This window comes from Gordonia hankookensis (genome assembly GCF_014673215.1).
Classification (GTDB): Bacteria; Actinomycetota; Actinomycetes; order Mycobacteriales; family Mycobacteriaceae; genus Gordonia; species Gordonia hankookensis.
In genome coordinates this window covers 253,535-270,128 of the sequence record NZ_JACWMS010000006.1, presented here as the reverse complement: position 1 = coordinate 270,128, position 16,594 = coordinate 253,535, and the positions used below count along the sequence as shown (strand labels likewise).

The 16,594-nt window shown below is 67.5% G+C and carries 15 protein-coding genes; 7 read left to right on the top strand and 8 right to left on the bottom strand.

What is annotated here, in order from left to right; translation table 11 throughout:
* Positions 1-198 precede the first annotated feature (198 nt).
* The 4 genes from IDF66_RS23605 to msrB form a co-directional block, all read right to left on the bottom strand.
* Entirely contained in the window at positions 199-1,431 is a 1,233-nt protein-coding gene (locus IDF66_RS23605) for a glycosyltransferase (RefSeq protein WP_190268871.1), read from the bottom strand.
* Complete coding sequence (locus tag IDF66_RS23600; protein ID WP_190268870.1) at positions 1,428-2,780, bottom strand: hydroxysqualene dehydroxylase; 1,353 nt, start codon at positions 2,778-2,780, stop codon at positions 1,428-1,430. Before IDF66_RS23600 ends, IDF66_RS23605 begins: the two co-directional genes overlap by 4 nt.
* A 238-nt stretch (positions 2,781-3,018) precedes the next feature.
* Positions 3,019-3,567, bottom strand: a complete 549-nt coding sequence (msrA, locus tag IDF66_RS23595; RefSeq protein WP_190268869.1) for a peptide-methionine (S)-S-oxide reductase MsrA — start codon at positions 3,565-3,567, stop codon at positions 3,019-3,021.
* Complete coding sequence (msrB, locus tag IDF66_RS23590; protein WP_190268868.1) at positions 3,564-4,052, bottom strand: peptide-methionine (R)-S-oxide reductase MsrB; 489 nt, start codon at positions 4,050-4,052, stop codon at positions 3,564-3,566. The genes msrA and msrB overlap by 4 nt, the downstream gene beginning before the upstream one ends.
* Before the next feature lie 156 nt (positions 4,053-4,208).
* Between msrB and IDF66_RS23585 the strand changes: the two genes are divergently transcribed.
* The 6 genes from IDF66_RS23585 (at position 4,209) to IDF66_RS23560 (ending at position 10,559) form a co-directional block, all read left to right on the top strand.
* Positions 4,209-5,234 (top strand): ABC transporter ATP-binding protein, encoded by a 1,026-nt coding sequence (locus IDF66_RS23585; protein WP_190268867.1) that lies wholly within the window; start codon positions 4,209-4,211, stop codon positions 5,232-5,234.
* Positions 5,231-6,061 carry an ABC transporter permease gene (locus IDF66_RS23580; RefSeq protein ID WP_190268866.1) on the top strand — a complete coding sequence of 277 codons (831 nt, stop codon included), beginning with the start codon at positions 5,231-5,233 and terminating at the stop codon, positions 6,059-6,061. The genes IDF66_RS23585 and IDF66_RS23580 overlap by 4 nt, the downstream gene beginning before the upstream one ends.
* Complete coding sequence (locus IDF66_RS23575; RefSeq protein ID WP_317628844.1) at positions 6,058-7,224, top strand: sensor histidine kinase; 1,167 nt, start codon at positions 6,058-6,060, stop codon at positions 7,222-7,224. The genes IDF66_RS23580 and IDF66_RS23575 overlap by 4 nt, the downstream gene beginning before the upstream one ends.
* Positions 7,221-7,841 (top strand): response regulator transcription factor, encoded by a 621-nt coding sequence (locus tag IDF66_RS23570; protein WP_190268906.1) that lies wholly within the window; start codon positions 7,221-7,223, stop codon positions 7,839-7,841. Before IDF66_RS23575 ends, IDF66_RS23570 begins: the two co-directional genes overlap by 4 nt.
* Before the next feature lie 124 nt (positions 7,842-7,965).
* The gene (locus IDF66_RS23565) at positions 7,966-9,882 is read left to right on the top strand and encodes a S9 family peptidase (protein ID WP_190268864.1); all 1,917 of its coding nucleotides are present in this window, start codon (positions 7,966-7,968) and stop codon (positions 9,880-9,882) included.
* Complete coding sequence (locus IDF66_RS23560; RefSeq protein ID WP_190268863.1) at positions 9,879-10,559, top strand: DUF3159 domain-containing protein; 681 nt, start codon at positions 9,879-9,881, stop codon at positions 10,557-10,559. Before IDF66_RS23565 ends, IDF66_RS23560 begins: the two co-directional genes overlap by 4 nt.
* Here the strand turns inward: IDF66_RS23560 and IDF66_RS23555 are convergent.
* Complete coding sequence (locus IDF66_RS23555) at positions 10,544-11,500, bottom strand: Gfo/Idh/MocA family protein (protein WP_190268862.1); 957 nt, start codon at positions 11,498-11,500, stop codon at positions 10,544-10,546. The genes IDF66_RS23560 and IDF66_RS23555 overlap by 16 nt on opposite strands.
* Before the next feature lie 51 nt (positions 11,501-11,551).
* Between IDF66_RS23555 and IDF66_RS23550 the strand changes: the two genes are divergently transcribed.
* Positions 11,552-12,061: a VOC family protein gene (locus tag IDF66_RS23550; RefSeq protein ID WP_190268861.1), complete on the top strand. Its 510-nt coding sequence runs from the start codon at positions 11,552-11,554 to the stop codon at positions 12,059-12,061.
* Here the strand turns inward: IDF66_RS23550 and IDF66_RS23545 are convergent.
* Genes IDF66_RS23545 through IDF66_RS23535 form a run of 3 tightly spaced genes read right to left on the bottom strand, consistent with a single transcriptional unit; the run spans position 12,053 to position 16,550 of the window.
* Complete coding sequence (locus IDF66_RS23545) at positions 12,053-14,440, bottom strand: PEP/pyruvate-binding domain-containing protein (protein WP_190268860.1); 2,388 nt, start codon at positions 14,438-14,440, stop codon at positions 12,053-12,055. The two genes, IDF66_RS23550 and IDF66_RS23545, sit on opposite strands and share 9 nt — an antisense overlap.
* Before the next feature lie 5 nt (positions 14,441-14,445).
* Positions 14,446-15,423 carry a TIGR03617 family F420-dependent LLM class oxidoreductase gene (locus tag IDF66_RS23540; RefSeq protein ID WP_190268859.1) on the bottom strand — a complete coding sequence of 326 codons (978 nt, stop codon included), beginning with the start codon at positions 15,421-15,423 and terminating at the stop codon, positions 14,446-14,448.
* Entirely contained in the window at positions 15,420-16,550 is a 1,131-nt protein-coding gene (locus IDF66_RS23535) for a hypothetical protein (protein WP_190268858.1), read from the bottom strand. Before IDF66_RS23535 ends, IDF66_RS23540 begins: the two co-directional genes overlap by 4 nt.
* Positions 16,551-16,594 lie beyond the last annotated feature (44 nt).

Genomic DNA, 16,594 nt, shown 5'->3' with positions numbered 1-16,594 from the left:
TCCGGATCACGCGGGGCGCGTCCGTGGCCATATTTTGTCGGTCGGTTCGTCTGTCACCTTAGTCAGGTGACAGTTGACGCACAGCATTTGCCTGGTGTTGACCGTGTCTTCGCCCACAACGACCGCGTCAAAACGGACAAAACGCCGTCGCCGCGACGGATCGATCGTGGCCCCCTGCCGGGGTGCCGGCCCGGTGGCTCAGCCCGCCGCCGACAGCAACACGTCGCACGCGCGGGCCACCGCACGATCGGGCGGCGTCAGCCGGCCGCCCAGGTGCGCCGCGTTCACGGCGATGCGCTCGTCGAGCAGCAGGGCAAGGTCATCGTCGTCGAGCTTTCGCAACCGCCGGCCGCCCCCGACCCCCAACCGGCGGAGCGAGGCGGTCCACATCGGTTGATCGGCACTGAGCCACCCAACCACCGCGGGGATGCCTGCCCGTGCGACGGCCGCCGTGGTGCCCGCACCACCGTGATGCACCGCGCCGCGACAGCGCGGCAGCAGCACTTCGTGATCGACTGATCCGGTCACCCGCAGAACCGCGTCGCGTTCCGGAATGTCATGTGACGTATGGGCGATGACCCGCAGGCCCATGGCGGTCAGCGATCCGATGATCCCCTCGATGCGCCCGCGTTCGATCGGCATGCTGCCGAATCCGACGTAGACGGGCCGGGCATCGGCTTCGGCCCAGGCAACGGCCAGTGCCGTCACCTCGCCGTCGTCTCCGTTGTATGCCTTGCGAGTGGGCCTGTCCGGCAACAGGGCGCCGGTGAACGGCCTGGTGGGCCCCCATTCGTCCGGAAGTCCCGGAAACATCAACGCGTCATACGCCTGGATCTCGGGGACACCTCCCTCGCGGAGGCGGCGGGGAAGCGGGCCCGTCGCCGGCGCGATACCGAGGCGCCTGCGCAGGTCGCGGTCGCGGCCTCGCACAGTCCACCAGTTGATCTGGTCACCGATCGACCAGAAGGCACGCCGGGCCCACCGCGGCGTCGAGCCGAGGATCTCGACCGACTGATTGGCGCGGATCGGGCAATAGTGCAGCGGCACGAACGAGATCTGTCGGCTCTCGGCGACGGTGGCCGCGCGTTCCTGCGCAAGCAGTCCGGTCACCAACACGTCTGCGTCCCTGGCGAGTTCGCCCATGACCTGTTCCGACGTCTCCGCACCGAACGCCGATATCTCCGCCAGCGCCTTGAGGCGCACCGAGGGATTCTTGCTCTTCAGCCGCTCCTTGACGAGCGGACTCTGCAGGAGCTCCGAGTTGTCCGGACACAACACTCGGGTCGGCAACCCGGTGCGGCTCACGGCCGGCGCGATGTCCTCGGGCGCCGCGACGGTGACGTCGTGGCCTCGGTCGGCAAGCGCGTGCGCCACGGCGACACCCGGCTGGACGTCCCCCCGACTGCCGTGCATGGCAAAGCCGAATCTCATCGATCCTCCGAACTCCCCTCCAGGATCACCTCGACGGCGCGCGCGGCGCTCTGGCATGCGCCTTCCATGGTGGTGGTCCAGTCGGTGCGCGTCCAGTCACCGGCCAGTGCCAGGCCTTTCACCTCGGTGCGCTGGTCGGGACGGATGCCCGCGCTCCCCGGACGTTGCGCGAACGTGGATTTCGGCATCCGCACCACGTGACTGTGGATCACGGTGGCCCCGGCGGCATCCGGGTAGTAGCTGCGCAGCATCCGCATCTGGATGTCGGTGATCTCCACATTCGACTTCGCGATCAGTTCGTAGGCCGCCGAGACCGTCGTCGAATAGAGGTGGTGCCGCGACGGGTCGCGGTCATGCATCCGCTGGCGATCCCACACCTGCTCGAGCACTCCCTCACCGCCGTAAAGGATTTCGCCCCAGTCGGCCATCCCGATCGAGCGGTCGAGGTAGAGGTTGACGCTCACGATGGGGACCGGTGTCAGGTTCTCCACCGCGGCGTAGATCTGTTCGTGACCGGGTACCTGGTCGAGCAGGCCCCTGACGTTCCACACCGGCACGGCGCAGATGACCGCGTCCGCGGGGATGTGTTCACCGTCGGTCAGGGTGACTCCCGAGACCGTGTCGTCGAGGACATCGACCGATGCGACGACCGCTCGATGCCGCACGACGACACCGGCGTCGGCGAAGAGCTTCTCGGCGCCGTCGACGAACAACGTGTCGAGATCGACAGTCGGGTAACCGATCGAGATCGGCGTCCGAGTCTCGCGTGCCCGCCGGATACCGGTCACGAGAAGGTCGGCAGGCACCTTGGCCGACGAGATGTCGGGTTTGTCACCGGTCAACCCGATCACGATGCCGTCCCACAATGCGTCTCGCGCCGACTGCGGCATACCGATCCGGCGGAACCACTCGTCTGCGGTGATGTCGTCGAGCCAGGGTGGCGGGCGCAGCGCCTGCCGGATCAGCGTGACCTGTGCGCGTGCCGTCCGCCATCGGTCCAGGCCGGTCACACCGGGCAGATCGCCGGTCGCGGCGCGCAGGCCCGCGACGCCACCGAACGCGGACCGACGTGTGCCGCCACCGGGCATGCGGACGGTCATGTGACCGGGAAAGGCCACATGCTCTCGTGTCCCGACGCTGTCGAGATATCGCATGAGGTGCTGGTAGCCGCTCGCGAACACGTGCTGCCCGTTGTCGGGAACGTCGTCGACCGCCGCCACCGGCATCGCGATCGTGCGCCCGCCGAGCGATCCGCGTCGTTCCAGGAGCGTGACGCGGTGGCCTGCTTCCGCGAGCCACACCGCCGACGCCAGCCCGGCCAATCCCCCACCCACGACCACGCAGTGCATGCGGCCAGCGTAGCGGTCAGCACTGACTGGTGTGCTTCGCGAACCGGTCAGGGAATAGAAGTCCGCGGCGCCCCGTTGAACAGCGCGACGGTCTCGGGATCTCTGCCCCGGGCCCCACCCCTTTTCGCCGCTTCGAGCGGCCGTTTGCCGAGAGGCGCATTGTCCGGGACCGTCGGCCAACTGCGAAGAGCCGCCACCCGTGATCCGGGTGGCGGCTCTTCGTGTCTTTACTGCGGTGTCATCGGGAGCCGGCGTCCTCCCGCTTGGGCAGTACCCAGCCCACCCGCGGGAAGTGGCAGGTGTACCCGGTGGGATAACGGAGCAGATAGTCCTGATGCTCCGGCTCGGCCTCCCAGAAGGGCGCCTGCGCCTCGATGGTCGTCACGGCCTTCCCGGGCCACAGGCCCGACGCATCGACATCGGCGATGGTGTCGCGGGCAACCTCCTCCTGCTCAGGAGTCAGTGGGAAGATCGCCGACCGATAGCTGGTGCCGACGTCATTGCCCTGACGATCCTTGGTGCTCGGGTCGTGGATCTGGAAGAAGAACGCCAGGATGTCGCGGAACGACGTGTCGGTCGGATCGAACACGATCTCGACCGCCTCGGCATGACCAGGGTGGTTGCGGTACGTGGCGTGATCGTTGGACCCGCCCGTGTAACCGACCCGGGTGTCGAGCACACCGGGCTGTCGGCGGATGAGGTCTTCCACCCCCCAGAAGCATCCGCCGGCGAGGACGGCGGTCTCGGTGCCGGGGCGGCGGGTGATCTGTCCGGTGTCGGTCGTCATGAGGCATCCCTCTCGGTCGTGGTGTCGGTGGGGTCGTCGGTGATGTCGAACAGCGTGCGGTAGGCGCCGTAGCCCTCCGCATCGAGATCAGAGGCCGGGATGAACCGCAGCGCTGCCGAATTCATGCAGAAGCGCTGTCCGCCTGCGTCGCGCGGGCCGTCGTCGAACACATGTCCCAGGTGGCTGTCGGCGCCTGCGGAACGGACCTCGGTGCGTCGCATCCACAGCGTGCGGTCCGACTTGGTGGTCACCGCGTCGGACTCGATCGGCTTGGTGAAACTCGGCCAACCCGTTCCACTGTCGTACTTGTCGGTCGAGGAGAACAGGGGCTGCCCCGAGACGACATCGACGTAGATGCCCGGCTCGTGGTTGTCCCAGTACTCGTTGTGGAAGGCCGGCTCGGTGCCATCCTTCTGGGTGACGCGGTACTGCGCGTCGGTGAGGCCTCGGACGGCCTCGTCGGTCTTGCGGTACTCGTTGCTCACATTTCCTCCTGTCGGCGCCGCTGGCTGCGGCGACACCCCTTCCAACAACGGGGTCGCCCGATTTGGTCCCGCCCCGTTTCTGCGATGACATTTGTCAGCACGAATCGATGATTGCGCCCACTACCTCCTACGATGCCGCCCGACGATGCTCGGTGCATGCGAAACAGACATGCCACCAGGTTCGAGGTCGACCTCGAACCCCACACGACGCAGCGGTCGACGATCATCTCCGCGACGGGACTCCGGCGCACCTACGGCAAGGGCAACTCGGCGTTCGAGGCCGTGCGCGGCATCGACATCGACGTCCGCGAGGGAGAGGTCTTCGCCCTCCTCGGCACCAACGGCGCCGGCAAGACGTCGACCTTCGACCTGCTCGAGGGCCTGACCGCACCGACCGCGGGTGACGTCGAGGTGTTCGGGCTCGATCCCCTCCGCGACCGCGCCCTCGTCCGACCGCAGGTCGGCATCATGCTGCAGTCCGGTGGGCTGCCGGCCGAGCTGACCGTCGCCGAGACCCTGCAGATGTGGCGCGGTACGTGCTCACGCCCGACGACGGTCGCCGACGTGCTGGCCAAAGTGGATCTGTCCGATCGCGCGGATGTGCGGGTGGGTTCGCTGTCCGGCGGTGAGAAGCGTCGCGTCGACCTCGCCTGCGCGCTGCTCGGGCAGCCCCGACTGCTCTTCCTCGACGAACCGACCACCGGTCTGGACCCGGAGAGCCGGCGTCAGACATGGAAGTTGTTGTCCGACCTCAAGGCCGACGGCGTCACAATGGTGTTGACGACCCACTACCTCGACGAGGCCGAGGCGCTCGCCGACCGCATCGCGATCATGCACCGTGGTGCGATCTCCCGCTGTGGAACCCTTCGCGAGATCGTCGACGGCCACCCGGCCAGGATCGCGTTCGATCACCCCGGCCTGGTGCTGCCCGAGTTCCCCGACGCGGTCGTCGAGTCCGGTGCGCGGGTCACCATCGCCACCCAGCACCTGCAGGCCCACCTCGACACGCTCCTCACGTGGGCTCGCGACCACCGTGTCGCCTTGCAGGGCCTCGAAGCGCGGGCGGCGTCGCTCGAATCGGTGTTCCTCGACATCGCCGGGGACGCGGACTCCGCCGAACATAACGACAGCCCGGCCACGACGCCGGCCACCCATGCGACCCCGATCGGAGCACACCGATGACCACCACCAGCCCCGGCACCCTCCCCACCGCCGTCGACACCCCTCGCCGTCGGCCGCTCACCGCACTCGCGACCGCGGAGTTCCGCCAGTTCTGCCGCAACAAGGCACTCGTGACGATGGGCACCGTGTTCCCCATCGGGATTCCCCTGGCGACGTTCTTCATCGCGCGCCGCGACGCGGACGTCACCACCGCTCTCGCGGCCACCACGCTCGAGTTGTTCGCCTACGCCGCCCTGTTGTTCGTGCAGTACTACTCCGTGCTGTCGATGATCACGACGCGCCGCGGCGAAGGTGTGCTCAAACGCCTGCGTACCGGTGAGGCGGCCGACTGGCAGATCCTCATGGCCCCGGCCGCGCCGGGCGTCCTGTTGACCGCGGCCGGTGCGGCGATGGTCGCCGGAGTCGTCTACGGATTCGGCGCGCCGGCACCGGTGAACCCGATCCTGATCGCCGTCGCCCTGATCGCCGGAGTCATCCTGTTCTCGGTGCTCGCCCTGGCGACCAGCGCCGTCACGAAGAACGCCGAGGCGGCCCAGATCACGTCGCTGCCGGTGATGGTGCTCGCCACCATCGGGCTCGGATCGATCCGCTCGATCCTCCCCGACGGCCTCGCCACCGTCGCCGGGTGGACACCGTTCGCCGCCGTGTCCGACCTCATCTCGTTGGGGACCACCGGCAAGGCGGTGATGGCGTCGTCGACCGACGCGGCCCTCGACTTCGCGGGCACCTTCGGCGAGATCGCGCAGCCGGTTGCCACACTGGTCCTATGGTCGGTTCTGGCTTTCGCCCTCACCTCGACGAGCTTCCGGTGGGACGATCGCGGGTGACGGCGGTGACGAGCTGGTGGCGCGGACTGTCCGCACCCGAGCGGTTCCGGCTCTACACCCGAGTCACGCTGCAGGCCGCCATCCTCGGCGTCGCGATCATCCTGGCCGTCACCACCGCCCGATCGTGGGCGGTGCCCGGCGTGCTGGCCGCCGGTGCCGCCGCCCTGCTCGCGGTCGAGGCCCAGCCGGGATTCGCCACTCTCGGCCGTGACCGGCGGCGACGATGGATGCTGCCGACGGCCACCACACTCCTGGTGGCCATCTGGGTGGGCTGCGCGGTCGCCGCCAGGGTGATGTCGGCGACCGCCGACGTCGACGCCGCCCGGAGCGCAGGCATCTACGTCGCGATGCTCGCCGCCCTGTCGATCGTCCCGTTCGTCCGGTACTGCTGGTGGATCACCCTCGGTCTCAGCGTTGCGACCGGGGTGGCCTTCGCCGCGGGTCCTCGCGGAATGCTGCAGGTCGCCGGGATCACCTTTGTCGTGGCCGCCTTCCTCGTCGGCACCACCCTGTTGACCCGCTGGGCGCTCACCGTCGTCGACGACCTGGAGCGTGCACGGGTCGTCGAGGCGAAACTGCAGGTGGCCGAGGAACGTCTGCGGTTCTCCCGTGACCTGCACGACGTGGTCGGACGGGGCTTCTCGGCGATCGCGGTGAAAAGCGAACTGGCGTCGACACTTCTGCGGGCCGGTGCCGCCGACCGCGCGGGCACCGAGGTCGACGAGATCAAGACCCTGGCCGTCGAGTCGATGGAACAGATGCGCGCGCTGGTCCGCGGCTACCGCGACATCAATCTCGACGGCGAGGTCGCCGGCGCACGCTCCCTGCTGTCCGCCGCCGGATGCGAGCTCACCGTCGAGGGTGATCCGTCGGCGGTGCCTGCCGAGTTCCACGAGGTCGCCGCCTGGGTGGTCCGTGAGGCGACGACGAACATCGTGAAACACTCGTCGGCGTCATCAGCCACGTTCGCCATGGGCTCGTCCGGAATGACGTTGCGGAACAACAGGGTATCGTCGGATGCGCTCGACAGCCGGGACAGTGCGGCCGACGAGCGGTCCGGTCTCCGTGGTCTGGCCGAGCGGCTTGCTGAGGTAGGTGCTCGACTCGAGCGCTCGTGCACCGCCGACGAATTCGCGCTCGAGGTGAAATGGGAGGACGCATGATCCCGGTGTTGCTCGCCGACGACGAAACCCTCATCCGGGCGGCGATGGCGACGATGCTGGACCTCGAGGAGACGATCGAGGTCGTCGCACATGTCGATTCGGGCGAGGAACTCGTCGACCTGTGGCGCGTCCGCGCCGATGCGGGCGATGGGCTCGCGGTCGCCCTGATCGATCTGCAGATGCCTGGCATCGACGGAATCGACACGGCCACACAGCTACTCGAGATCACCCCCGATGCCGGGATCGTGATCGTGACGAGTCACGGCCGCCCCGGGTACCTCAAACGGGCACTGGCCGCCGGCGTTCGCGGCTTCCTGCCCAAGACCGCCTCGGCCGCCACTCTCGCCGAGGTCATCTCGACGGTGCACGGTGGAAGCCGGTACGTCGACCCCGAACTCGCGGCGGAGGCCATCAGCGCGGGTGAGACGGTACTGACGGCGCGCGAGGCCGATGTCCTGGAGTACGCCCTCGATGGCGCCTCGGTCGACGAGATCGCTGCCCGCGCGCACCTGTCGCCGGGGACGACCCGCAACTACCTGTCGTCGGCGATGGCGAAACTGAACGCATCCAACCGGTACGAGGCCGCACGGAAGGCACGCGAATTCGGTTGGATCTGACTGGTTCTCCGCGGCTGACCTCGGTGATCTGACATTTGTCATCACGGGTCGGCACGGAAAGTCACCGACGATCGATGACTGCGCGTACTACTGGCCGCGGCCCGTGCCCGGCAGTGTCGAAGGCATGGAACAGCACACGAACACCTTGCCCCGGCTGATCAGCATCGACGACTTCTTCGCACCGCCGCGCCGGACCGGCGCGACCATCTCCCCGGATGGCACGCGGATCGCCTTCCTCGCACCGTGGCGTAATCGGCTCAATGTGTGGATCGAGGACCTCGACCCCGACGAGAACGGTGTCATGGCCGACGCCCGGTGCGTCACCGCCGACGACACGCGCAGCGTGCTCAGCTACCAGTGGACCGACGACCCGCGTTGGTTGCTCTACCTGCAGGACTCCGGCGGCGACGAGAACTGGCACGTCTTCCGTGTCGATCTCGACGATCCGGATGCCGCCGCCGTCGACCTCACCCCGTATCCGGGTGCCCGTGCCCTCGCCCTCGAGCGGGCGAGGGGGCGCGCCGGGATCATGACGGTCCTGTTGAACGCCCGTGACCGCGCACAGTTTGATCTGTACGAGATCGATGTCTCCTCAGGCGAACTGACGATAGTCGCCGAGAGCCCCGGGGTGGGGTCGGCCTGGATTCCGGGCCGCGACGGCGAATTGTTCTGCTCCTCGATCACCGCCGACGGCGACTACGAGTTCGCGCGGCGTGATCCGGCGACGGGCGACCTGCGCACGGTCATCACGCTCGACGGCGACGATCATCCGCTCGGGGTGTCCCTGGCGACCATCACCCCCGACGGCACCGGCGTGTGGATCGGCTCCAAGCGCGACCGCGACCTCACCGCCGTGGTCCACGCCGACCTGACGACCGGCGCCGAGACCGAGGTCGACCACCATCCCACCCTCGAACTGGATGCCGACCGTCGTGCGGTGGCGCAGATGTCGTCACCGCTGATCCACGACCGCGCCACCGGCGAACTGCTCGGCGCACGCTATCTCGGTGAGCGGCAGGTCATCCACGCCCTCGACGATCACTTCGCCGAGATCCTGGAACGGTTGGAGTCGTTGTCGGACGGCGACATCGGCGAGATCTCGTCCGACGAGAGCGGAACACGCTGGGTCGTCAGCTTCGCCCACGATCGTGAGCCCGGGGTGACATGGCTGTACGACCATGCGACCGGAGAGAGTCGCGAACTGTTCCGGCCGTTCGGGCACCTGGACCCGGAGAAGTTGGCGCCGATGACGGCGGTGACCGTCACCGCCCGTGACGGACTCACCCTGCCCTCCTATCTGACACTGCCCGTCGGGGAGGAGCCACGAGATCTCCCGATGGTGCTGCTGGTCCACGGCGGCCCGTGGTACCGCGACTCGTGGGGATACCAGCCCCTGGTGCAGATGCTCGCCAATCGCGGATATGCGGTGCTGCAAACCAACTTTCGTGGCTCGACCGGATACGGCAAGGCACACACCGACGCGGCCGTCGGCGAGTTCGCCGCCGCCATGCACGACGACCTCCTCGACGCCGTCGACTGGGCTGTCACGCAGGGCTACGCCGACCGTGACCGGGTCGCGATCATGGGCGGGAGCTACGGCGGCTACGCCACGCTGGTCGGGGCGGCTTTCACTCCCGAGGTGTTCGCCGCGGCCGTCGACTACGTCGGTATCTCCGATCTGGAGAACTTCATGCGGACCCAGCCGGCGTTCATCGGCTCCGGCATCGTCAACAGCTGGTACCGGTACGTCGGCGATCCGGACGTCGACGACCAAGCCGCCGACATGCGCGCACGCTCCCCGATCAGCCGGGTCGACGACATCACCCGGCCACTCATGATCGCCCAGGGCGCCAACGACGCCCGCGTGGTCCAGGCCGAATCCGACACCATCGTCGCCGCCCTGCGTGACCGTGGGGTGGACGTCGACTACCTCGTCTTCGACGACGAGGGGCACGGATTCGTCAACCCCGAGAACCAGATCACCTTCTACCGCACCGTCGAGCGCTTCCTCGCTCGCCACCTGGGAGGACGGACAGCATGATCGATCAGAAACGACGCGACGACAACAAGCCGGACACCGGCCAACTGCTCCTCGACCAACTCGGCGGCACCTCCGGGATGATCTACACGGCCATCCCCGTCGTTGTTTTCGTCATCGCCAACAGTATTGCGCCGCTGCCGATCACGATCGGTGTGGCCATCGCCGTCGCCATCGCGATCGCAGTGCTGCGCGTGGTCCGTGGCGAACAGCTGATGGCCGCACTCGGTGGCGTGTTCGGAGTGGTCGCCGCGGGCGCCGTGGCCGGCGCGACAGGGTCGGCCGACGGCTACTTCCTCATCGGCATCTGGGCGAGTCTCGCCGGAGCCGTCATCACCGGCGCCTCCCTGATCGCCCGACGGCCCGTGACCGGACTCCTGTGGAATGCCATGCACGGCAACAGGCATCGGTGGCATCAGGATCGTCCGGTGCGCCGCGCCCACGACATCGCGACGCTGACGCTGACCGTGCTGTTCACCGCCCGGTTCATCGTGCAGGACCAGCTCTACGACGCGGACGCGACCGGCTGGCTCGGGGTATCGCGAATCGGCATGGGATTCCCGCTGTTGGCACTGGCACTCGTGGTGGTGGTGTGGGCGTTCCGCCGGTCCACGCGACGACTGGCCGAGGACGACGACGGTCAGGGCGACGCGGCAGGCCCCGCTCAGACCGCCGACTGAATCCGTTCGACGACACGCAGAGTGGCCAGCGTCCGCGCATGGTCGGCCGACGTGTCACCCGCGGTGTCCACGAGGTCCGCAAACCGGCGGACCTCGTGGACCATGTTGTTCGACCGCCCGTCGAAGGTGTGGTCACTCACGGTGCCGTCGAGCAGGCTCACCCGCGCCGACGTCGGCTGCGCGACATGCTCGAAGGTGAGCGTGCCGAGTTCACCCTGGATCTCGTTGACCCGATCCGACGCGGTGATCTTCGAGTACGACAGATCGACGACGAATCCGCCCGCGTAGACGGCGAGCGCGGCGCCCGCACCGTCGGCGCCGCCGGGGATCGGGATCGACCACGCGACAACCCGCTCGGGCTCACCGAACAGTGCAACCATCGCCGCCACCGTGTAGACCCCGAGGTCGAGCAGGGCGCCACCCGCCATCGCCGGGTCGAAGATGTTGACCCGCTCCCCCGCGAGCACCTTGTCGTAGCGGGCCGACCGCTGGCAGTACGCCAACGACGCACGTCGCAGGGTGCCCAGTTGCGGAAGGAGTCCGGCGAGGTCGGCCATCCCGGGGTCATAGCAGTTGCGCATCGCCTCGAGCAGGATCACACCGGCCGATGTCGCGGCACCGGCGAGATCGACGAACTCCGCGCTCGTCGGTACCGCAGGCTTCTCCACGAGTACGTGTTTGCCCGCATCGATCGCCCCCCGCACCTGCTCGCCATGAGCACCGTTCGGCGAGGCGATGTACACGGCATCGATGTCAGGCGACGACAGGAGCGCATCGAGATCCGACGCGGACGACTCGAGTCCCGTCTCGGCGGCGAAGTCCGCCGCCCGGCCCGCATCCCGCGAGTATGCCGTCGTCACGGCGACGATCGGCACGGCGGCGGCGGCATCGAGGAACGAGCGGGTGATCGTGCTGGTACCGATGGTCGCCATGCGGATCATGACGACCATTCTGCCCGCCCAAGTGGGCAAGCGTGAACGGTACGGTGAGGCATGACCGCATCGACATGGGGCCCGATCACCCAGACAGCGTGGGTGGTCGAGGAGATCGAGGCAACCGAGCGCTTGCTGTCGCAGCTGTGCGGCGCAGGCGAATGGACCCGGATGCCCGACATCGAATTCGGCGACAACTGCACCGTTCGCGGCCGACCTGCCGACTTCACCGCGCACATCTCACTGTCCTACATCGGCGAGATGCAGCTCGAGTTGATCCAGCCGCGACGCGGCGAGAGCATCTACACCGAGTTCCTTCGCACCGCGGGTCCGGGCATCCACCACATCTGTTTCGAGCCGCAGAATTTCGACGACGCAGTATCCGATGCCGCACGCTCCGGGGTCGAGGTGATCCAGAGCGGAGACATGGGTGGCGCGATGCGATTCGCCTACCTCGACGCCGGGCAGGCAGGGGTTCCCTGCATCGAACTCGCCGAGATCGGGCCCGACATGCGGGCCTTCTACCGCCATGTCAAGGATCGGTCGACGGGCTCGTCACCGTCACGGTGACGTGTTCCCGCCCAGCCGCGTGACCACACCCCGATCCCCATCCACCCGCACCCGATCGCCGGTCTCGAGCACTTGAGTGGCCACCAGAGTATTGACGACGCAGGGCAACCCGTACTCGCGCGCCACCACAGCGCCGTGTGACACCGAACTGCCGATATCGGTGACCAGCGCGGCGATCACGGTGAAGTACGGCGTCCACCCCACGTCGGTGATCGGGGCGACCAGGATCTCGCCGCTCTGCAGCTCACGCGCATCGACAATCGACTTCGCGACGCGCACCACTCCCTCAACCGTTCCCCGGCCGGCGGCCCGACCGACGATCGCATCCCCGGTGTCACCTCGCTGTGGCGGTGTGACGAGCGGGGACGGCCGCCCAACCGAGACGTCGTCGAACTCGAGGGAGTCCTGGAATGCCAGCGCCTCTCGACGTTTCACAGCGTCCCGCACGAGCCCGACGACATCGTCGCCACCGACCACGCGGTGCAGTTCCGTACGGTCGAAGAAGAAGACCAGATCGGCGTCGGGCAGCCGTCCCGACCCGGCCAGCACCTCACCCAGGTGGCGGTAACCCAGCTTGAGGCGATGTGCCATCAGCGCCATCTTCGATTTCGTGTGCTCACGCCCTCGAGCGCCACTCTGCGCCCACCGGGCGAGAAGTCGGACAGTCGATGACCGGGGTACCGCCTGCTCGGCGCTGCTGCGCGCAGTGTCGACCGGATCGAGTGCTGACCGCACCATGACCTGCATCATCGCACCCAGACCGCCAGGGTCTTCGGCCCAGGAGGGGTCACGCATGCACAGCTCGCGGTAGCCGCGATGTCCGTGACGACCCAAGAACTGCCGCAACGCGATACCGCCCGCGCCATCAGCGGCGCGCAACTCGGTGACCGCGTCCTCAGGTGAGGCCGACAGGAACTTCTCGGTGGCCGCGGCATCGGCGGCGATAGTGTGCACCACCGCGTCGAGTTCGGAGAGCATGAGCGCGCTCTCGACGTCGGTGGCACCGGCCATGAGCCGACTCGCCTCGGCCCGGCCATCGTCTTCGCCACGTCCGTCCTTGATCGCCTGCCGCATCAGCACGCTTTCGAGAACATTCGCCGCGACCGCTGCGCGGGATGACGACCGCACATGCGTCAGGGTGATGTCGCAGTACTCCTCGACGCCGGATTCCAGCTGCTGCAGGACAACTCGTGGGTCGTCGCCTGCCGGTATGCGGAAAGCGGCGATCTGCTCGTCCATGCGGCGGATCGCCGGCCCGGCAGACAGTGCGTGCGTGCTGAGCCGGATCGTGTTGACGAGCTTGCGGGTGATCGGTTGCGGCGGCTTGGGTTTCAGCTCGTCGATCACCCGGCCGCAGATCGACGTGGAGAACTGTTCCAGGGAGTTGCCCAAGATACCGGAACTCAGCGCCGTACCCTCGGTCAGGTTGAGGAACATGTGCCCGTAGAAGTAACCGACCTGGAGCCACGGCCGCTCGTAGCTCTCCTGTGCCCGCGCGACCACTTGGATGGCCTGCATCGCGTAGTCGATGGCGTAGCCGGACACCGACGCGGTCAGCGGACAGAATGCGCCCGGCATCATCTCGCCGATGTTGCAGCGCGTGTACACGTGATCGGCACCTGCAAGCGGCGAGTCCATCTCGTTGAGATCGGCGGCCAGAGTGGTGATCGGCCGCGCCTGCAGCCACCACAGCTTCCCGGATCGGTCGATCGCCCATTCGAGATCCATCGGCCTGCCCCAATGCTGAGCAGCGCGTAGGGAATCGGCACGGATCTCCGCGATCTCGTCCGGGGACACGACCGGCAATGTACCCGTCTCGCTGATGACCGGTGCGCCGGCTGCGTCCAGGACGATGTGGTCGGGCGAGGCCGTACCGTCGACGAGCGCTTCGCCGAGGCCTGCGACGGCGTCGATCACCATGAGATCGCGCCGGCCGGTCGTCGGGTCCGCGGTGAACACCACCCCGGCAGCGCGAGCGTCGACCATCTGCTGGACCACCAGATGCATGGTGGCGCCAGGCTGTCCGCGGTAGGACGAGGCCCGTCGGGAATGCACGGAGGCGGCACACGTGCGCACCGCCACGGCGAAGTCGTCGACGGACTCGACGCCCAGCACCGTGTCGTACTGCCCGGCGAAGGACTGGTCGTCACCGTCCTCCCCGACCGCCGAGGACCGGACTGCGACGGGAGCCGTTCCGGCTGCCGACATCCGGGCGAAGCGTTCGGTCACCTCGTCGAGGGAGCCCGGTGCGGAAGCGTCGGCGATGACGAATCCGCCGGGCACCGACAGCCCGATACGCCGCAGTTCCGCGAGTCCGGCTGCCTTGCCGCCGAAGCGGTCGTCGGTGATGTCGTCGATGTCGATCGTTGTCGGCGCCATGTCGATCACCGCAACGCGTCCACGATCTCGGCGAGTGCGTCGACGGCGATCGGGCCCGGCTGGTACAGGCAGATCCGCTCCGACACACCGTCGACCCGGTCACGTATGTGCGCGGCCACCTGCGCCGGGGTACCGCACGCGGCAATGGTGTGCAGTATCTCGTCGTCGATCAATGTGGCCATCTCCTGCCAGCGACCCTGCTTGGACATCGTGTTGAGTTCCGGCTGCAGGTCGCCCCAGCCGTGGGCGTCGAGCACCGGCCGGTATGCGGGGGTGGAGCCGTAGAACGCCAACAGCATCCGGGTCGAGGCATGGTCGTCGCCGACCGACACGATGATCTCGGGAACCACTTCGAAGTCGTCCTCGCTCCGACCGGCGGCAGCGAGCCCGTCACGGACTCCCGGCATCGTCGCCTCGTGCAGGAATCGCTTCGTCCCGAACGGCATCACCAGCAGACCGTCGGCCACCTCCGCGGTGGCCGTGGTCATCCGCGGGCCCAGCGCACCGAGATAGATCGGCGGCGGACCGTAGGGGTTGGGTCCGGGCACAAAGGTCGGCGTCATCAGGGTGTGTCGGTAGTACTCGCCTCGGAAGTCCAGGCGTGCACCGTCGTTCCACGTCGCGAAGATCGCACGCAGTGCCCCGACCATCTCCTTCATCCTGGCGACCGGGTGGTCGAACTCGACGCCGTAGCGCTTCTCGATCTGTGCGCGCACCTGCGTGCCCAGCCCCAGGATGAAACGCCCCTCGGACAGCAGCTGCAGGTCGTTGGCCTGGTGTGCGAGCTGGATGGGGTTGCGGGGGAATGCGATCGCGACGTTGGACATCACGTCGAGGCCCTTGACCGCCGATGCCGACACCAGCGGCGTGAAGACGTCGTGCGGGCCTTCGAACGTGAACACACCGGACGCCCCGGCCTCTTTGAGGACCTCTGCGCGGTTGACTGCATCGGTGGGATCGAACAGCGCTGTCATGATCTTCACGGCCGCTGCCCCTGATCCGCCACGTCTGTCCAGTCGAAGAATCCCGACGGATGGTGCGGGCCGATGACACCGTGCTCGAACAAGCCTGCACCCTCACAGGAACTACCGTCGGCCTCGATACACACAGCTGTGGCCACGTGGTCGATGAGGCTGAACGGCGCTCGCGCCATCACGTCCGGATCCGTCAGGTCGAAGCTGACACGCTCGGCGAACGGCCCTTCCTTCCACGTGCCGTGTGCCCATGACGAGTCACCGCCGTATCCTGACCCGAATGCGATGGGCGCGAACAGCTTCGACTCGACGTCGAGTCGAAGCCGATCCCCCGCACGGTTCATGAACTCGACATGGGCACCATGGGGAATCCTTGTTCCGGGCGTGTAGTGGATGGTGACGCGCACTCCGTCGAGCTGTTCGATTCTGCCGTCGCGCCAGCGGCGTGTGCAGTCGTAGAGACTCCGGTGGCCATCGGGATCCTCTTGCAGGATCAAGAACAGTTGGTAGTCGCCGAAGGCCAGCGGCAGATAGATCCACCACATGCCACGGAACGCGGCGTCGGGCCGGCCCGATGGTTCTGCTTCACCGATCGGTCGGATACCCCAGGACCGGTCGCGACTGGCCACGCTGGAGTCATGGTCGACCGCCAACCGCTCGCCGTCGACGTCGATCCAGCCCTCCCACGTGCCGACCTGCGCAAAGCGGCACGCCTGCAACGTCACCCGTCGCTCGGTCAACATCTCGTGCGGGCGCTCCAGAGCGGCCGGGAATAGCCCCCGCCAGGTCAGATCCGCCGAGATGCCCTCGGTCTCCGCCAAGGTCAGATGCATCTCCTGCAGTGGCTCGACAACATCGAGACGGTAGCCGTTGACGTTCTGGTGCAGACGGTCGTCATCGATGGCGTCGCTGAGGTGTACCGCGGTCTGCGTGTCGCCACGCCGGACGACGAAGTAGGCGTCCTTGACACCCAGGCGCGGGTAGTAGCCGATTCCCGTCAGCGCCATGAACCGGCCGTCGCGGTCGAGCACGTTGAAGTACGACCGATCGTAGAAATTCCGATCGGACGTGGCCGGCCATGAGATCGGCGCCGGTGTCTGGTGAATCGGGTACTCGTCGAGTGGGCTCAGTTGCACTGACTCTCCCTATAAATACGATGCATCCTGTATTGGAACTATGC